At 64.7% G+C, this 16,043-nt stretch carries 14 protein-coding genes, 2 tRNA genes and 2 pseudogenes; 11 read left to right on the top strand and 7 right to left on the bottom strand.

Annotated elements, in window-relative coordinates:
* Positions 1 to 117, top strand: a pseudogene (locus ACK41X_RS18290) (IS5/IS1182 family transposase); the annotation flags it as partial.
* Here the strand turns inward: ACK41X_RS18290 and ACK41X_RS18285 are convergent.
* The 3 genes from ACK41X_RS18285 to ACK41X_RS18275 form a co-directional block, all read right to left on the bottom strand.
* The gene (locus tag ACK41X_RS18285; RefSeq protein WP_409726257.1) at positions 114 to 1,550 is read right to left on the bottom strand and encodes a methyl-accepting chemotaxis protein; all 1,437 of its coding nucleotides are present in this window, start codon (positions 1,548 to 1,550) and stop codon (positions 114 to 116) included. The pseudogene ACK41X_RS18290 and the gene ACK41X_RS18285 overlap by 4 nt on opposite strands.
* A gap of 155 nt (positions 1,551 to 1,705) precedes the next feature.
* Positions 1,706 to 1,780 (bottom strand) — tRNA-Thr (locus ACK41X_RS18280).
* A gap of 160 nt (positions 1,781 to 1,940) precedes the next feature.
* Positions 1,941 to 2,135 (bottom strand): hypothetical protein, encoded by a 195-nt coding sequence (locus ACK41X_RS18275; RefSeq protein WP_409726255.1) that lies wholly within the window; start codon positions 2,133 to 2,135, stop codon positions 1,941 to 1,943.
* A 404-nt stretch (positions 2,136 to 2,539) separates the two neighbouring features.
* Between ACK41X_RS18275 and murA the strand changes: the two genes are divergently transcribed.
* Together murA and ACK41X_RS18265 are read left to right on the top strand one after the other, a co-directional pair.
* On the top strand, positions 2,540 to 3,832 hold the full coding sequence (murA, locus tag ACK41X_RS18270; RefSeq protein WP_409726253.1) for a UDP-N-acetylglucosamine 1-carboxyvinyltransferase: 1,293 nt from the start codon (positions 2,540 to 2,542) through the stop codon (positions 3,830 to 3,832).
* Between the two features lie 128 nt (positions 3,833 to 3,960).
* Positions 3,961 to 4,416, top strand: coding sequence for a DUF2948 family protein (locus ACK41X_RS18265; RefSeq protein WP_409726251.1), 456 nt, complete (start codon positions 3,961 to 3,963; stop codon positions 4,414 to 4,416).
* Positions 4,417 to 4,462: 46 nt separating this feature from the next.
* Here ACK41X_RS18265 and ACK41X_RS18260 read toward each other — a convergent pair whose 3' ends face one another.
* Complete coding sequence (locus tag ACK41X_RS18260; RefSeq protein WP_409726249.1) at positions 4,463 to 6,058, bottom strand: sulfatase; 1,596 nt, start codon at positions 6,056 to 6,058, stop codon at positions 4,463 to 4,465.
* A 202-nt stretch (positions 6,059 to 6,260) separates the two neighbouring features.
* On the opposite strand from ACK41X_RS18260, the gene ACK41X_RS18255 reads away from it, so the two are divergent.
* Complete coding sequence (locus tag ACK41X_RS18255) at positions 6,261 to 6,395, top strand: hypothetical protein (RefSeq protein ID WP_409726247.1); 135 nt, start codon at positions 6,261 to 6,263, stop codon at positions 6,393 to 6,395.
* Between the two features lie 37 nt (positions 6,396 to 6,432).
* Here ACK41X_RS18255 and ACK41X_RS18250 read toward each other — a convergent pair whose 3' ends face one another.
* The gene (locus ACK41X_RS18250; protein ID WP_409726245.1) at positions 6,433 to 7,134 is read right to left on the bottom strand and encodes a glutathione S-transferase family protein; all 702 of its coding nucleotides are present in this window, start codon (positions 7,132 to 7,134) and stop codon (positions 6,433 to 6,435) included.
* A gap of 155 nt (positions 7,135 to 7,289) precedes the next feature.
* Between ACK41X_RS18250 and ACK41X_RS18245 the strand changes: the two genes are divergently transcribed.
* Positions 7,290 to 8,093, top strand: a complete 804-nt coding sequence (locus tag ACK41X_RS18245; protein ID WP_409726243.1) for an undecaprenyl-diphosphate phosphatase — start codon at positions 7,290 to 7,292, stop codon at positions 8,091 to 8,093.
* A 50-nt stretch (positions 8,094 to 8,143) separates the two neighbouring features.
* Here ACK41X_RS18245 and ACK41X_RS18240 read toward each other — a convergent pair whose 3' ends face one another.
* Both ACK41X_RS18240 and ACK41X_RS18235 read right to left on the bottom strand, forming a co-directional pair.
* Positions 8,144 to 9,139: a Bug family tripartite tricarboxylate transporter substrate binding protein gene (locus tag ACK41X_RS18240; RefSeq protein ID WP_409726241.1), complete on the bottom strand. Its 996-nt coding sequence runs from the start codon at positions 9,137 to 9,139 to the stop codon at positions 8,144 to 8,146.
* 96 nt (positions 9,140 to 9,235) lie between these two features.
* Positions 9,236 to 10,210 (bottom strand): complex I NDUFA9 subunit family protein, encoded by a 975-nt coding sequence (locus tag ACK41X_RS18235; RefSeq protein WP_409726239.1) that lies wholly within the window; start codon positions 10,208 to 10,210, stop codon positions 9,236 to 9,238.
* A gap of 153 nt (positions 10,211 to 10,363) precedes the next feature.
* On the opposite strand from ACK41X_RS18235, the gene ACK41X_RS18230 reads away from it, so the two are divergent.
* The 6 genes and pseudogenes from ACK41X_RS18230 to ACK41X_RS18205 form a co-directional block, all read left to right on the top strand.
* A tRNA-Leu gene (locus ACK41X_RS18230) sits at positions 10,364 to 10,448 on the top strand.
* Positions 10,449 to 10,670: 222 nt separating this feature from the next.
* Positions 10,671 to 13,127, top strand: a complete 2,457-nt coding sequence (locus ACK41X_RS18225) for a matrixin family metalloprotease (protein WP_409726237.1) — start codon at positions 10,671 to 10,673, stop codon at positions 13,125 to 13,127.
* A 98-nt stretch (positions 13,128 to 13,225) separates the two neighbouring features.
* Positions 13,226 to 13,840 (top strand): ribonuclease D, encoded by a 615-nt coding sequence (locus ACK41X_RS18220; RefSeq protein ID WP_409726235.1) that lies wholly within the window; start codon positions 13,226 to 13,228, stop codon positions 13,838 to 13,840.
* A 103-nt stretch (positions 13,841 to 13,943) separates the two neighbouring features.
* Complete coding sequence (lptC, locus tag ACK41X_RS18215) at positions 13,944 to 14,681, top strand: LPS export ABC transporter periplasmic protein LptC (RefSeq protein WP_409726233.1); 738 nt, start codon at positions 13,944 to 13,946, stop codon at positions 14,679 to 14,681.
* On the top strand, positions 14,678 to 15,406 hold the full coding sequence (locus tag ACK41X_RS18210; protein ID WP_409726231.1) for an LptA/OstA family protein: 729 nt from the start codon (positions 14,678 to 14,680) through the stop codon (positions 15,404 to 15,406). The genes lptC and ACK41X_RS18210 overlap by 4 nt, the downstream gene beginning before the upstream one ends.
* Before the next feature lie 51 nt (positions 15,407 to 15,457).
* A pseudogene (locus ACK41X_RS18205) lies at positions 15,458 to 16,043 on the top strand (hypothetical protein); the annotation flags it as partial.

Genomic DNA, 16,043 nt, shown 5'->3' with positions numbered 1-16,043 from the left:
CTGAAGCACTTCCGGCGCATCGCCACCCGATACGACAAGCTTGCCAGGAACTTTCTTGCTGCCATCGCACTGGCGGCGTCACGCCTCTGGCTCAGGCATTATGAGTCCACTACCTAGACCTTAAATCCGATGCGAAAACCGCCCCAGTGCCGGCCTCTGACGGTGATCGGGGCCGAGGCGTCTTTCATCAGCACGAAATTGCCGCCGCCCATGTCGCGCCGGTAGGTCTGCAGCAGGAACGGCTTGGTGCTGCGGCCCGCCGAAAGGCCGGTGCGGTCGTTGAAGATGCGGCGATTGCGGCAATTGGCGGAGTTCCATACCGGATCGCTGCCCTGCGGCTGGGAATAGACGAGATTGTGCGTCGGCAGATAGCCGTTGCGGTCCACCGCGGCGCAAAACGCGATGCGCGGGTCGGCGCCGAGAATCGGCTCCTGTATCTCCGGCAAGATCCGGTCGGTCAGCGCCACGAATCGCGTCATGTGCTGCAGCGGATCGGACCCTTCGACGGCCCGGTAATTCTCGTCGAACAGGTCGGCCATCGTGATATCGCCGCGCGCCACGGCCTGTTCGAACATCGCGCCGATCCGCTGGGCGGTTTCCTGGCACAGGGCGATGATCGGCGTATCGGGCGTTTCGATGCCGCTCTCGGCGATGAACAGGATGAAGTCCTCGCTGATCCCGAGGATCGATTCCACCCGGGCCTCGGCTTCCGTCAGCTTGGCGTCGCCGAGCTTCACCGAGGCCACCAGGTGCTTCAGCCCGTTGCGCAGCGATTCATAGCATTGCGCGCTTTTGTCCACCGAGCGTGCCATCGCATCGATGTCGGCGGTCAGGCGTTCTGCGGTCCCGATCAGTGTCTCAAGCGCCGTGCCGGTCTGCCGTGCCTTGTTCGATTCGGCAATGGCCGCCTGCGCGGTCTCGGCGTTCTGGCCGGCTTCGCCGAGCACGCTATCGAGGGTGCGCATCAGCTCGTTGAGATTGCGCTGATTGTCGATCGAAAGCGGCCGGATCTGGTCGGCGAGCCGTTTCACGGTGGCGGCGATAATTGCAAAGCCGCGTCCGGCGTCGCCCGCGCGGGCCGCCTCCACGCTCGCATTGAGGGCAAGCAGCTGGGTTTCCTGCGCAATATCCTGAATTGCCGCGCTCGCCTTCTCCACGCGATCGATGGTGGTGGCCACCGACTGGATCGAGTCCTTCAGCGCAATCGCGCCGGAGCCAAGCCTTTCTATTTTTTCGATGGTGGTGGCGATGGTGGACGACACCGTGCCGGCGCTCTCACTGAGCGTGGTGCGGGTCAGGTTTGCCGAGTGGCGGGCGCTGTCCATGGCTGCAGCCAGCTCGGCATGGGTCGTGTTCATATCCCGTGCCGCCGCCACCGCCGCACGCGCCTGCGCCGTCTGCTGGTGGCCGAGGGCGGCGAGATCGCCAATCAGCCCGGCCATATCGGCGATTTCGACGCCGAGATGTCCGCTGCGATCGCCGATATCCGACAGGGATTGCCGCGGACGCTCGTCTGCCGGCTCGATGCGACGCAGAACGGCGCTGCTCATTGCTGCTGGCTCCTGCCGTACGGGATAACCGCAGGTTGCGCCAACATGGTTAACCGGAGGTAAACCGGCCCGCGATGCGGGTCAGTCGATTGCCTAGACTTTGGGCGAATGTTTCGCGCAAGCGTCTCGGGAACGGCAAGCAAATGCGGGTGTGCTGGTGCTGCCGGACAGGATTGAACTGTCGACCTCTCCCTTACCAAGGGAGTGCTCTACCACTGAGCTACGGCAGCGATGCGGCCTCCGGCAGCCCGGGAGGCGTCTGGCGCCCAGCGCGCGGGTAAGGTCCGCCCGGCCGGCTCCGGCGGCGTTAATAGCCGCCGCAAGGGTATGCGGCAAGCATCGTGCGCAGCTTTTTCCGCCCGGTGACGGCCGTGACGGGCGGAGCCTTCCTCACCAGGTGCCCCGCCGGTCGCAATCGCGGGCGAAAGGCCGCTGGCTGCAATCGGGGAGCCCATAGGGATTGGTCAGGGTCGAGGCCGGCGGCGCCGGGGGACGGGGCTGGGTGCGGCGCTGCTGCGCCATCGCATCGGCGACGGCGAGTGCAAGCACCAGCCCGGCGACCGAAAGTGTCACAACTTTCCGCATCGTGGTCTCCAGAGGAAGAGGGTAGCGACCAGATAAGTGCCCGCAGCACCCCGTGCTTTCGCAATGTTGTGAGGTCCGGCGAAACGTGCGGCCGTGTATGAACAGGGTGCAGACATGATCGCGGGCCTTGCGTCCGGACCGGTTTTCGTTTTTCTCAGACCCATGGACAAGAACACCGGGACGGCCCGAAAAAGCCCGCGTGAGGAGCGTCTTGCCAGGGCGTTGCGGGATAACCTGAAGCGCCGCAAGGCGCAGGCGCGCGACCGTGCTGCCAAGCCTGCGGCGGAGGGCGGGGCCGACGGGGGATCTCGCCGTCAAGGCTGAGTTTTCGCCTTAATCCGCCCCCACCGGGGCCGCAATTGCGTTAGACTTAGAATTCCGCGTTCTGTTTGTTTGGGGGCTTGATGGATCGCATTCGCATCACCGGCGGACGGCCGCTGGAAGGCGTCATCCCGATTTCCGGCGCCAAGAACGCGGCCCTGCCGCTGATGATCGCCAGCCTTCTGACCGAGGACATGCTGATCCTCGAAAACGTGCCGCATCTGGCCGACGTGGTGCAGCTGCAGCGCATCCTCAACAATCACGGCGTCGACGTGATGCTGTCCGGCAAGCGCGCCGGCGACAGCGATCACGCCGGCCAGACCGTGAAGATTTCCGCCGCCAATATCGTCGACACCACCGCACCCTATGAACTCGTCTCCAAGATGCGGGCGAGTTTCTGGGTCATCGCCCCGCTGCTGGCGCGCATGGGCGAGGCCAAGGTGTCGCTGCCGGGCGGATGCGCGATCGGCACGCGGCCGGTCGATCTGTTGCTGATGGCGCTGGAACGCCTCGGCGCTTCGGTCGAGATCGAGGCCGGTTATGCGGTGGCGCGCGCGCCGTCGGGTGGATTGCGTGGCGGCGACATCGTCTTTCCGAAAGTCACCGTCGGCGGCACCCATGTTGCCGTCATGGCGGCATCGCTCGCGCAGGGCTCGACCGTGATCGAGAACGCGGCGCAGGAGCCCGAGGTCAAGGACGTTGCGGATTGCCTCGTCAAGATGGGTGCGAAGATCACCGGCGCCGGCACTCCGCGCATCGAGATCGAGGGTGTCTCGCGCCTTGGCCCGGCCCGTCATACTGTCGTCCCGGACCGGATCGAGACCGGAACCTATGCCATGGCGGTGGCGATGACCGGCGGCGATGTGATGCTGCAGGGCGCGCGGCCGGAATTGCTGCAATCGGCGCTGAACGTGCTTGAGCAGATCGGCGCGAATGTTACGGCGACCAACGAGGGCATCCGCGTCGCCCGGAACGGCGCGGGCCTGCAGCCGGTGGAGGTGACCACCGAGCCTTTCCCGGGCTTTCCCACCGATATGCAGGCGCAATTGATGGCGCTGATGACGAAAGCGAAGGGAACGTCGCGGATCACCGAGACGATCTTCGAAAACCGCTTCATGCATGTGCAGGAGCTGGCGCGGCTCGGTGCGCGGATTTCGCTCGACGGCCAGGAGGCGACGATCGAAGGCGTCGACCGCCTGCGCGGCGCGCCGGTCATGGCGACCGATCTGCGCGCCTCGGTGTCGCTCGTCATCGCGGCGCTCGCGGCGGAAGGCGAAACCATTGTGAACCGGGTCTATCACCTCGACCGGGGTTTTGAGCGGCTGGAAGAAAAACTTTCGGCCTGCGGTGCGCTGGTCGAGCGGATCAGCGGCTGAGCCAAACTGGGTGACTGGCCGCCCGGGACCATAAACCGGGCACGGCCCCCTTGCGGCATTATGGCGCTTTGCCTAACTAGCGGTCAGGGCGAATTGCGAAATTTAAGACCGACCCAAAAGGCCGTGTCATGGATCTGTTGAAGCTCATCGCGCTCGACCGCGAGGATCTCGAAATCGTTTCTGCGCATCTGCAGGATGCCATCGTCAAGGTCGGGGAAGTGCTCTGGCGCCCCAACGAGAACAGGGTCGTGATCGCGCTTAACCGCTTCGACTGGGAGGCGGCGGTCGGTGAAATCCCGGCCTGGCGCCGCCGGCGTGCGGCCTTGCGCTTCGACCGCGTGCTGTCCTGCAAATGCAGGAGCCTGGACTGCTCCGCCAAAGACCAGGTTCTGAATCTGCTCGCGGTGGAATTCGCCGAGACCGATGCGCCCGGTGGGGTCGTCACGCTGGCATTTTCCGGCGGCGGCGCCTTGCGGCTTGAGGTCGAGTGCCTGGAAGCCGAGGTCGTGGATCTTGGCCCGGTCTGGGAGACCGCGGCCTGCCCCGAGCACAAGACCATCGACGGCGAAATCGCCCGGGCCTGATCCCGGGCCCTTTGCTCCCGCCCGCGCACGTCATCCAAGCCGGGAGTCAGGCCCGCCCGGTGGGATAGGGCACCGTGTCGGTATGCTCGATTTCGAGCTGCACCAGCCGCTCCATCAGCCGCGCCTTGAGAGTGGCATGCTCCGGCTTGTCCCAGAGATTGTCGAACTCGCCGGGATCGGCCGCAAGGTCATAAAGCTCGCCCAAACCTGAATCCGACATCACCGTCATGCGGTAACGCTGATCCACGATCGTGTGCCAGCGCGGCATGTGATCGACGTCCTTGTCGTCCATCTGGTGTTCGTATTGCACGAAGGCACAATCGCGCACCGGTTTCCCCCCCGTTCCCATGCACGGCAACAGGCTCTTGCCCTGCATTCCCACATAAGGCGCAATCACGGCGCGATCGAGAATGGTCGCGGGGATGTCGATGGTCGATCCGATGGCATCGGTCGCCGCGGAGGCGGGCGCCTGCGGGTCGGACCAGATGAACGGTACGTGCAGGATGCTCTGATACTGCTCGCAGCCTTTCAGCAGCAGCCGGTGATCGCCGAGATGATCGCCGTGATCCGTGGTGAAGATCACCACCGTGTCCTCTGACGCGCCGGATGCCTCCAGCGCCTGCAAGACGCGGCCGATCGCGTCGTCGATGCAGGCGATCATCCCGCAGGTCAGCGCCTGCGCTTCCTGCGCCTCGCGGGCGCTGGTACCGATCGAACGCATGCCGTGCAGATTGGCCTTGCCGCTTTCGCGCTCGTCGAGCGCCTGCTGGACGAGCGGCGGCGGCGTCCAGTCGTTCCTGCGGAACGCTTCCGGCACCGGGAATTGCTCCGGTTTGTACATGTCCCAGTATTTGCCGGGCGGATTGAAGGGATGATGCGGGTCCGGGAACGAGACCGTCAGGAAGAACGGGGCGTCGTTCTTTTTGCGTGCCGCAAGCCAGGCCTGCGCGCGCTCGGCGAGATAATTGGTCGAATAGAGTTCCTCGGGGATGCGGGTGCGATAGGCCTGCGGCACGACGTAATCGTGCGGCGCGCTGTTTTCCGGCCCGAGCAAGGAGAGGGCGGCCGGATCCTTGGCGCGCAGCCACGCCCGGTAATCGCCGCCGACCGCGTCGCCATGGCCGGTGACGACCTCGACATGGCCGTAACCGTAGAACGGCGTTGCGATATGCGCACCCGGCTCCTGCCAATAGGCCGGGGCTTCCTGCCGATAGCGCTGGCCGGTCAGATCGATGCGCAAAGCCTGCCGCAAGCCGGGAGAGGGCTGGCGATAGCCCTCGCGCGGCGGCGCGGGATAGGACATCGCGGGCGTGCTGGTGAAGTTCTGCAGATGGCTCTTGCCGATCAGCGCGGTGTCGTAGCCGGCATCGCGCAGCAGGTCGACGAAGGTCACGGCATCCTGCGGCAGCGGGATGCCGTTGGTGCGGACGCCGTGCACCGCCGGCATCCGCCCGGTCATCAGCGAGGCGCGGTTCGGCATGCAGACCGGGCTCGCCACGTAGAATTTCCGGAACATTGTCCCGCGCGCCGCAATGGAATCGATATGCGGCGTGCGCAGGATCGGATGCCCGTAGCAGCCGAGATAATCGGCGCGATGCTGGTCGGTGATGAAGAGAATGAAATTGGGCGCAATCTTCGTCATGCCCCCGCAACCTAGACGGCGATAGCGGGAACGAAAAGTGGCATTCGCGCGCCACCCAAACCGAATCGCGCCTTCATGAGGCCATTCGGAAAGTGTTTAACGAAACGTTGGCATTTGCAGGCTAACGTTGTCGCATGCACGAAGCCGCGTGAGTCGGCCAAGTTTCGCGGGGGCCGGCCACGCCAAGACACGAACGAAAACGATGATCTACAAGCTCGCCGCCGCCCTGCAGTCGCTGCTCAAGCGCCTGACCGCCCACGAAAGCTATCGCCCCGAACGCCATTACATGCGCGGCCCCGGTCCCAAGGCGCGGGCTGCAGCGCAGCAACGCGGCTGACGAAGCGCCCGGGCACGCGCGGCCTTTGCCGCGATGGTCAGAAATCCAGGTCCGCGTAATGCGGCGCCGGCGGCAATGCGCCGGAGACCTCGGCAAGGATCGGCCTGAATGACGGCCGCGATTTCATCCGCGCGTACCAGTGCCGCGTGTGTTCGCTTTCGCTCCACGGCACGTCGCCGAGATAATCCACGACCGAGAGGTGAGCCGCGGCGGCCAGATCGGCGAACGTGAGACGGTCGCCCGCCAGCCAGTCACGCTGGCCGGTCAGCCAATGCAGATAGGCCAGATGGTAACGGATATTCTTGCGCGCCGCCCGCATCACATCGGTGTCGGGCGGACCGCCGCCCTGGTCGGGCGTCATGAAGCGCTTGTGCAGCCGCTCGGTGACCAGGGGCAGCGACACTTCCGCGGCGAACTTCTCGGCGAACCAGGCGAGCAGCCGCCGGGTCTCGACCCGCTGTTGCGGGGTGGCGCCCATCAGGTTGCGGTCGGAAATGCCGTCGCCGAGCGAGGCATGCATTTCCGAAAGAAACTCGGCAATGACATTCGGACCCGGAACCGGCGGGAAGCCCTCGGCGATCAGCACGGGGGTCTGACCGGCTGGGTTGAGGATCAGGAAATCCTCGCGCCGCTCCCAGACCCGCTCTTCGGCGAGGTCGGCGTCGAGGTCGAATTCGGCAAGCGCCAGCCGGACGAATCGGGAATGGGGACAGAACGGGTGGTGGAAGAGAGTCAGCATCCGGCCCTGCGAATCATGACGTTGCCGTCGCGGATATTGCGGTAAAAAACGGCAAAGTATTGTGTTATCGCAAATTCCGTTGCCGCAGGCGCAGGATCGGGCCACAACAGCCGCGACCCGGAACACGAACTGAACTGGGGTTGGGGCTTTTCCGCATGAGCGATCTCGTCAAGGCGGCGCTCCTCGGCATCGTCGAGGGCCTGACCGAATTCCTTCCGGTATCGTCGACCGGCCATCTTCTGCTGCTGCAGCGGTTCTTCGGCTTTTCCGACGATGAATTCGGCAAGACCTTCGTGGTGCTGATCCAGCTCGGTGCGATCCTGGCGATCCTGTCCATCTATTTCGCCAAGCTGTGGACCATCTTCATGGGGATGTTTCACGATCCCGGCGCGCGCCGGTTTGTGATCGGCGTGCTGGTCGCCTTCCTGCCGGCGGCGCTGGTCGGGGCGGCATTGCATTCGGTCATCAAGGATTATCTGTTCAACGCCTGGGTGGTCTGCTTCACGCTGATCGCGGGCGGTGCGGTCCTTTTGTGGATCGATCAGCTCGATCTGCGGCCGAAATACAACGATGCGACGCAGTTCTCGCTTCGGACCTACCTTATCATCGGCATCTGCCAATGCTTCGCGATGATCCCCGGCGTCTCGCGGTCGGGCGCAACGATCGTTTCGGCGATGCTGCTCGGCGCCGACAAGCGCTCCGCCGCCGAGTTCTCGTTTTTTCTTGCGATGCCCACCATGGCGGGCGCCTTCACGCTCGATCTGATCAAGAATCACGATCAGATGACCGCCAACAATGTCGCGCTGGTCACGATCGGCTTCGCCTGCTCGTTCGTTGCCGGCTTTATCGTGGTCAAGACCTTCCTCGACTATGTGTCGCGGCACGGCTTTGCGCTGTTCGCATGGTGGCGCGTGATCGTCGGCTCGATCGGCCTTGTGTTCCTCGCGATCGGTTTCTGACGGCGTCTGCAGCGCGCGGGGCCACCGCGTGCTGCAAGCGAACGGCGCGTTCAATCGGCTTTGAAGCCGGAAGACCTGATCAGCTTCGCCCAGCGCTCGGTCTGGGCCGCGATCTCGGCCGCGACCGCAGGGCCGGTTTGGGCGGGCACGTCGAAGCCGAGCGCCTCGAGCTTCGTCTTCACGTCGGGATCGGTATGGGCGGCCTTCGCCGCTTTCACATAGGTGTCCACGATCGCCTGCGGCGTGCCGGCCTTCAGGAACATGCCGAACCAGATCATGGTGGTGAAATCCGGATGGCCGAGCTCGGCCATGGTCGGCACGTTAGGCAGAAACCGCGACCGCTCCGGGCCGGTGACCGCGATTGCGTTCAGCTGGCCCGAAGCGATGTGCGGAATCGTGCTGCCAAGCTGGCTGAAGCCCATCAGCGCGTGTCCGGCCACGAGATCAGTGGTCTGCTGCCCGGACCCCTTGTAGGGAATATGCGCGAGGTCAAGACCGAATTTCTCGTTCATCTGGAAGCCGAGGAAATGCGACGGCGTCCCCGGACTAAAGGATGCATAGCCGAGCTTGCCCGGATTCTTTTTCAGATAGTCGATCAGCTCCGGCAGCGTCTTCGCCGGCACGCTCGGATGCGTCACCAGCACCAGCGGTGCTGATACGCCGCGAATGATCGGGACGAAATCCTTCATCGACCAGCGCAGCTTGGAATAGGCGCTCGGGTTGATCTCGGTCATCGACTGAGTGCCGATCCAGATCAGCTGGCCGTCGGCCGGTGCATCCACCACGGTCAGCGCCGAAAGATTGCCATTCGCGCCGGGCTTGTTCTCGATGATCATCGGCCGGCCAAGCGTCTTTTCCATGTGCTCGGAAGCGATGCGGGCATACGGATCGAGCACGCCGCCGGCCGGAACGCCAACCACCACGCGGATCGGTTGCGTCGCCGTGGTCTGTGCAGTTGCCACCGACATCAGCCCGGACGAAACCGGACCGAACGACGCCAGCCCGAATACAGCGGCAGCAAGTCCGGCGTGTTTCGCGAATCGCATGAAGACCTCCGCAGAATTCTGGACGCGATCATGCGACGCCGGGTCCGGAAAGGCCAGCAGCCGATGATGCAAGGTTCGGTCGAAAGATCCGGGGGATCAGGCGAAGCGACCGGTGCGGAACTGACCGGCGCGGCGGAAGCGCCACAGATAGCTCGGCACGATCGCCTCATAGGAGGCCGGCGTGATGCCGAGCCCCTGCAGGGTGCGGCCCTCGCGGATCGCTGCTTCGGAGACGACATTGTCGCTGCGCAACAATTCGACCTGATCCGGTGTCAGCGGCGGCTTGGGCAGGAACTGGAGAAACCAGGCCTGAATCTTGGCGAGCCCGAACGGCAGCGGCAGGAGCATCCGCGAGCGTTCGGTGACGGCGAGGATATATTCCATGATCTCGCGCAGGCTGCGGACTTCGGGGCCGCCAAGTTCATAGGTCTTGCCGCCCCCCGCGCCTGACTCCACGAGACCGGCAATGGCTTCGGCGACATCGCCGACAAAAACCGGCTGCAGACGTGTATGGCCGCCGCCGATCAGCGGCAGTGCCGGAAGAAACCGCGCCAGCGATGCGAACCGGTTGAAGAAATCGTCCTCGGGACCGAACACGACCGACGGCCGCAAGATGACGGCGCCAGGGACCGCGGCACGGACGGCGCGCTCGCCGCGCGCCTTGGCTTGCGCATACAGCGATGGCGAGTTTTCCTCGGCGCCGATCGCCGAGACATGAACCATCCGGGCGCCGTATGCGCTCGCCGCCAGCGCCACCTGCTCGGCGCCGAAATGCTGGACGGTCTCGAAACGCTGACGTCCGCGCTCGAACAGGATGCCGACCAGATTGATTACGACCGACGCGTCGCGCACCGCCGCTTCGACAGACGCCGGATATCGCAGGTTGGCCTGGACCGCGTGGATCTGGCCTACGGTGCCGAGCGGCTGCAGGAAACCGGCGAGCTCCGGCCGGCGGACGGCGACCCGGATGCGGTAGCGGCGCTTGGCCAGCGCCCGCACAACATGGCGTCCGAGAAATCCGGAGCCGCCGAAAATCGTGATCAGCGTGTCGGAATTGGTCTGAAGCGCCATAGAATCCGCCCTGAATGATGCCTGGCAAGCCGCGCGAGAGCCGCGCCGGACGTCCAAACGCGCGATCGGTGCGGGATACCGCAAGGATTTCGGCCTGTACAGCGGTCCCATCGTTGACAATGACGGACCCTGCCACTTATGTCTCTGCCCGTTGCCCAGGTGGCGGAATTGGTAGACGCGCTGGTTTCAGGTACCAGTGGTGCAAGCCGTGGAGGTTCGAGTCCTCTCCTGGGCACCATCCCAATCAGGTGGATGGGTTAAGCGGACATTTCCCGGATCGCTCAAGCGTATCCGGTCCGTTTGAAGGTTTCCTAAAAGCCACAGGCTAGACCGGGCCTCGTGCCGCAAATCTGCGGGCATGACCCGGAACGCAAAGCGCGTCGCATCGTCGCTCGCGCGAGCCTCCGGCTAATCCCTGCGATTGCATGTTTGGTCGGTCTTGCCTCGGCAGGTTGGAGCCATGCCCCGCTCGCGTCAGTCCCGCGCCAACGCGTCGCCGGAGGCCCAGCCCTTCGGATGGGCGTTGAACGACCAATCCTCCGTACGTCCCGGGAACGATGCGGCTTTCGCCTCTGCTGCGCCGGACGAATCGGTTTTCGATTGTGGTCTTGCGCTTGCTGAATTCGCCGACGCGTTCGTCTTTGCCGGGCCGTTGGGCGGAGCGCTGCGGCCAGAGCGCGGACCCGCATACGATGCCGACAATCTCAGTACGGCGGCCGCGAACCATCCGCAGAGCGAAACCGGTCCGATCGGCCTGACCGACGAATTCGGCGCGGCGACGGTCGGTCTGGCGCTGCGCCTTGACGATCAGGCCAGCAAGGCAAAGTCTTTCGAGACGTTTTCGTTCGCCGGATGGTCGGCCGGAACCGCGCCGTCGCAGTCGCTCGATGAGCTGCCGCTGCAGTATGGCGCCGGCTTTGCGCTGCAGATCGAGCCTTTCGCGTCCGGCATCCACGCGCTCGATTGCGCCGCAGGCGAGGGCAGCCGCAACGGCTTCGAAGCGGTCGCGGCGGATGCGGCCGCGGAGCCAGTGCCGTGCGTGTGCTGTGCCTTCACCTTTGATAGCGGTGGTCCGCTTCAGGAGACCGGCGACTATAATCTGTCGGGCACCAAGTGGGGATCGTCCGGGGCGTTGGGCACACCTGGCGGCACCGTCACCTGGAGCATCGCGGGCGCCGGATGGACCAACCAGACCGGAGTCGGCTTCTTCAGCGGCTCGACGGTGTCGCTCTCGAGCGTTTTCAACTTCGATTATGTGTCGGTGTTCACTCAGGCCTTTGCCGCCTGGTCTGCGGTGGCCGATATCAATTTCGTCCAGGTCGCCGATGGCGGCGGACATTTCGGCGTCGGCAGCGGCGCCTATATCCGCATCTGCGCCGGATTCATCGACGGCAATTACGGTGTGCTCGCCCGGGCCTTCTATCCGGCGACTGCGGGCAATCCGCAGAACTATGCCCATTCCGGGGACATGGTTTTCGACAGCGGCGAAACCAGCTTCTGGACCGCCAGCAGCCTGCTTGCGGTCGCTACGCATGAAATCGGTCACGCCATTGGGCTCGGCCATTCCAGCGTCAACAACTCGATCATGGCGCCCACTTACAACGCCTCGATCAAGACTCCGCAGGCCGACGATATTGCCGGTGCGCGCGCCATCTATGGCGCAGCGCCGGCATCGGCACCCAGCGACGATTATGCCGACCATCGCCATGACACGACGGCGCCCTTTGGCCAGGTCGCGGCCGGCGGCTCGTCGACCGGCAATCTCGAAGCGGCCGGCGATCGCGACTGGTTCCGGATCACGCTGACGGCCGGAATAACCTATGCATTCGAGCTCAAAGGCGCCGCCAGCGGCAACGGAACGCTCGCGGACCCGTATCTGTATCTCTACAGCAGCGCGGGCAATCTCATCGCTTTCGACGACGACGGCGGATCGCTTCAGGACTCGCGGATCGTTTACACCGCAGCCGCGTCGGGCACCTATTATCTCGGCGCGGCGGCTTATGACGATGCCGGTACCGGAACCTACCGGCTCTTCGCCAGTGCGACCAGCGAGACGGTGGACGGCGACGACAGCGACGACACGTTTGTCGCCACCGCGATGTCGGAAATCTTCATGGGATTCGGCGGCAGCGACACCGTGAGCTATGCGGGCCAGACCGGACCGGCTGGCGTGATCGTCAATCTTGCGGCGCCGAAGTCCAACACCGGCTTTGCCGCGGGCGACACTTATTTCTCGATCGAGAATCTGATCGGAACGTCGCAGAACGACCGGTTGACCGGGGACGCCGGCGACAACATCCTTGAGGGAGGCATTGGCGCGGACCGCCTCGACGGCGGTGCGGGCTTCGATACGGCGAGCTATCTTGGCGCCGCGAGCGGGGTGACCGTCAACTTGACCAAGCCGAAACTGAATGCCGGCGAGGCGGCCGGCGACACCTACAATTCGATCGAGCGCATTTTCGGCTCGCAGTTCGACGACATCCTGACCGGCGGCAAGGGCATAGAGGCCGTCATGGGCGGCGCCGGCGACGACATTATCAGCGGCGGCGCCAAGATCGACGAGCTGACCGGAGGCAGCGGCCGCGATACCTTCCTGTTCGCCAATATCAAGGAAGCCGGCGACGTCATTACGGACTTCACGGCGGCGGACGACCTGATCGGAATCGTCAGGAAGGGCTTCAAGATCAACGCGCTCGTCGACCACGGGGCGGGCGGCCTGCATGATTTTGCAAACGAGTATTTCGTCAGCAACGCCACCGGTCTTGCCACCGCCCTTGGACATGGCCAGTTCGTCTACAACCAGACCACGGATCAATTGCTGTGGGATCCGGACGGCGCCGGCAAGAAGGCGGCGGTCGTCATTGCCCGCTTCGCGACCGACGTGGATTTGACGGCCCAACACTTTGTTCTGATCTAGGCGGCCGGCGCGCGGTCCTGCTTCAAGTCCGGATTGCGGATTGACTGAGCGGGCGCATCGGTTGATATGCGCTCCATGATCATGGCCACGAGACCCGTATGACCATCCGCCTGCATCGCGGCGATCTGCCCGATCTGTCGCGCTATACGCACTCGGTGGCGATCGACACCGAGACGCTCGGACTCAATCCGCATCGCGACCGGCTCTGCGTCGTGCAATTGTCGCCGGGCGACGGCTCCGCGGATGTGGTGCAGATTCCCGCCGGCGGCTGCGAGGCGCCCAACCTGAAGCGGCTGCTCGCCGATCCGGCTATCCTCAAAATCTTTCACTACGCGCGCTTCGATATCGCCGTGCTCTCCAACGCATTCGGGGTGTGGCCGCTGCCGCTCTACTGCACCAAGATCGCCTCTCGCCTGACGCGAACCTATACCGACCGCCACGGGCTCAAAGATCTGGTGCGCGAGCTTCTCGGCCTCGATCTGTCCAAGCAGCAGCAATCCTCCGATTGGGGCGCCGAGGTTCTGACCGAGCCCCAGATTGCCTATGCGGCCTCGGATGTCCTCTATCTCCACGCCCTGAAGGACAAGCTTGACAGCCTGCTTGCGCGCGAGAGCCGGACCGAAATCGCAGAGGCATGTTTCCAGTTTCTGCCGCACCGCGCCCGGCTCGACCTGATGGGCTGGGCGGAGGAGGATATTTTTTCCCATTCCTGACGGTCCCGCCGTGCCGGGGCCATATTCGGACGCGATTTTCGGGCGCTCCGGGGTTAATATGCCGTCCGTTCACCCTCGATTCCGGGCAGGATAACGCATTCCGATGAACCGCATGCTCGCCGGACCGGAAAGTTGGGGCCAGCCCGGCCAGCCCGGCCAGCCAGTCGACGGGCCGCCGAAAGCGCTGATCGCCGGCGCGCGCCGGCACAGCCGCCGTGTGCGGTTTCTGCGCAAGGCGGTTCCTGCGGTGCTGGTGCTGTCGCTTGGGGGGCTGGTGCTTGCCAATTATCTCAATCCGGCGCGCTGGCTCAGGATTCCGACGGAATTCGGCACGCTCGTCATTTCCGGATCGAAGATCACGATGGAAGCGCCGCGCCTCGCCGGCTTCACCAGGGATCAGCGGGAATATGAGGTCACGGCGACGGCCGCGTCGCAGGACACGCGCAATCCGACCATCGTGGAAATGAAGGAGATTAGCGGCCGCATCGATATGCAGGACAAAAGCAGGGTCACACTCACCGCGGTCGAGGGCGTCTATGACACCAAGGCCGATTTGTTGCGGCTTAACCAGGAGATTCTTATCGTCTCGACCGCGGGCTATCAGGGGCGTCTGACGGAGGCCGACGTTGAGATCAAGAAGGGCCGGATCGTTTCGGAAAAGCCGGTTCAGATGAAAATGCCGCAGGGCACGCTCGACGCCAATCGTCTTGAAGTGACGGAGACCGGAGCGGTGATCCGGTTCGAGGGCGGCGTGGTCATGGTGCTGACGCCGGAAGCGGTCAATCGCGGCGTCCAGGGGGTGCAGCAGACGGCGCCGCAGCCGCAAGCGAGTGCGCAATGAGCGCACGCCGCGGGTTTGCCGCGCGATGGCCGATCGTCGCGCTTTCGGTGATTTGGTTTGTGGCTCCCGGGCTCGCGCAAGGGCCGGCAACTGCGCCGGCAAAGGGCGGCGCGCCCGCGTCCAAGGGCGAGACCGGCGTACCCAACGCGCTGCAGGGCTTTTCGCGCAACAAGGACGAGCCGGTCCAGATCGAGGCCGCGACTCTGGAGGTGCGCGACAAGGAGAAGATGGCGGTGTTTACCGGCAATGTCGTGGTGACGCAGGGCGACACGGTCATGCGCTGCAAGGAGCTGCGCGTCTTCTACGATCAGGATGAGCCGAAGGGCGGCACCGCGTCCAAGGGCGGCACCATGAAGGCGGCGCAGCCGGGACCGGGAGGCCGGCAGTCGATTCGCCGGCTCGAGGCGCGGGGCGGTGTGGTCGTCACCTCAAAGGATCAGACCGCGACCGGGGCGACCGGCATTTTCGAGATGAAAACCAATACCGTGACCCTGATGGGTGGCGTCGTGATTACCCAAGGCGCCAATGTTCTGAAGGGTGACCGCCTGGTGGTCGACCTGACCACCAATTTTGCCAAGGTCGAGGGCGGCCGGGTGCAAGGATTGTTTTCGACCGGCAGAGACGACAAGCCTGCGGCGTCGGGGTCTGGCAACGAGGGACAAAAGCCCGCCGTGCGGAATAAGCCGACCGCGCTCCCATCGCCGTCGCAGGCGGGGACCAACTGACCCCTCCCGGTGGTGTTCCGTTGCAACTGCCACTCCGTCGGATTATTTCGGTTGCGCGCGGCGGATCAGCCTGAAGGGGCGTTTGTGTTCGATTTCCTCTCGATATTCCGCCGGCGGCCTGGAAAAAAAGCGCGCAAGCGCAAAAACTCCGGCGCGTGGCGCGTCGAGCTTGAGAAAATCGGCGGCCTGGTCGGCAAGACGCCCGCCAAGCGCAATGCGCTCAGTCCGCCGCCGGTGCTGCAGCCCCCCATTCCCAAGGCCCTGCAGATTGAACCCCTGCGCGACGAGTTTCTGACCTCCGCTCCCGCGCGCGGAGCGAGCGAATGGCAGCATCCGCTGCATCCCGAGACCCTCGATCCTCCTGACCAGTTTCCACCCGCGCCCGGCCCGCGCGTCGGATGGCTGCCACCCGGGAAAGCGGCGCAGCCCGCAGCCCGGAGCGACGTGCCGCCGCGGCCGGAGCCGCGCTTCGTACCACCGCGGCCGCGACGGGAGCCGGCACACGCGCCAGAGCGGTGGCAGCCGCCGCTGCCGCACGGCTATCTGGCGGCCCATAGCGTGGAAAAGAGTTTCGGCGCCCGCAAGGTGGTCCGCGGCGCCAGCCTGTTCGTCCGGCGCGGTGAGGCGGTTGGGCTGC

Source organism: Pseudorhodoplanes sp. (assembly GCF_046289595.1).
In the GTDB taxonomy this organism is placed as follows: domain Bacteria; phylum Pseudomonadota; class Alphaproteobacteria; order Rhizobiales; family Xanthobacteraceae; genus Pseudorhodoplanes.
This window is presented reverse-complemented; position numbering and strand designations above follow the sequence as displayed.

What these genes read in the sequence shown, in the direction of transcription:
- ACK41X_RS18210 (WP_409726231.1), top strand. Translation starts at nt 14,678, where the DNA reads ATGAGCGCACGCCGCGGGTTTGCCGCGCGATGGCCGATCGTCGCGCTT.
- lptC (WP_409726233.1), top strand. Translation starts at nt 13,944, where the DNA reads ATGAACCGCATGCTCGCCGGACCGGAAAGTTGGGGCCAGCCCGGCCAG.
- ACK41X_RS18245 (WP_409726243.1), top strand. Translation starts at nt 7,290, where the DNA reads ATGAGCGATCTCGTCAAGGCGGCGCTCCTCGGCATCGTCGAGGGCCTG.
- ACK41X_RS18240 (WP_409726241.1), bottom strand. Translation starts at nt 9,139, where the DNA reads ATGCGATTCGCGAAACACGCCGGACTTGCTGCCGCTGTATTCGGGCTG.
- ACK41X_RS18265 (WP_409726251.1), top strand. Translation starts at nt 3,961, where the DNA reads ATGGATCTGTTGAAGCTCATCGCGCTCGACCGCGAGGATCTCGAAATC.
- ACK41X_RS18225 (WP_409726237.1), top strand. Translation starts at nt 10,671, where the DNA reads ATGCCCCGCTCGCGTCAGTCCCGCGCCAACGCGTCGCCGGAGGCCCAG.
- ACK41X_RS18285 (WP_409726257.1), bottom strand. Translation starts at nt 1,550, where the DNA reads ATGAGCAGCGCCGTTCTGCGTCGCATCGAGCCGGCAGACGAGCGTCCG.
- ACK41X_RS18260 (WP_409726249.1), bottom strand. Translation starts at nt 6,058, where the DNA reads ATGACGAAGATTGCGCCCAATTTCATTCTCTTCATCACCGACCAGCAT.
- ACK41X_RS18220 (WP_409726235.1), top strand. Translation starts at nt 13,226, where the DNA reads ATGACCATCCGCCTGCATCGCGGCGATCTGCCCGATCTGTCGCGCTAT.
- ACK41X_RS18250 (WP_409726245.1), bottom strand. Translation starts at nt 7,134, where the DNA reads ATGCTGACTCTCTTCCACCACCCGTTCTGTCCCCATTCCCGATTCGTC.
- murA (WP_409726253.1), top strand. Translation starts at nt 2,540, where the DNA reads ATGGATCGCATTCGCATCACCGGCGGACGGCCGCTGGAAGGCGTCATC.
- ACK41X_RS18275 (WP_409726255.1), bottom strand. Translation starts at nt 2,135, where the DNA reads ATGCGGAAAGTTGTGACACTTTCGGTCGCCGGGCTGGTGCTTGCACTC.
- ACK41X_RS18255 (WP_409726247.1), top strand. Translation starts at nt 6,261, where the DNA reads ATGATCTACAAGCTCGCCGCCGCCCTGCAGTCGCTGCTCAAGCGCCTG.
- ACK41X_RS18235 (WP_409726239.1), bottom strand. Translation starts at nt 10,210, where the DNA reads ATGGCGCTTCAGACCAATTCCGACACGCTGATCACGATTTTCGGCGGC.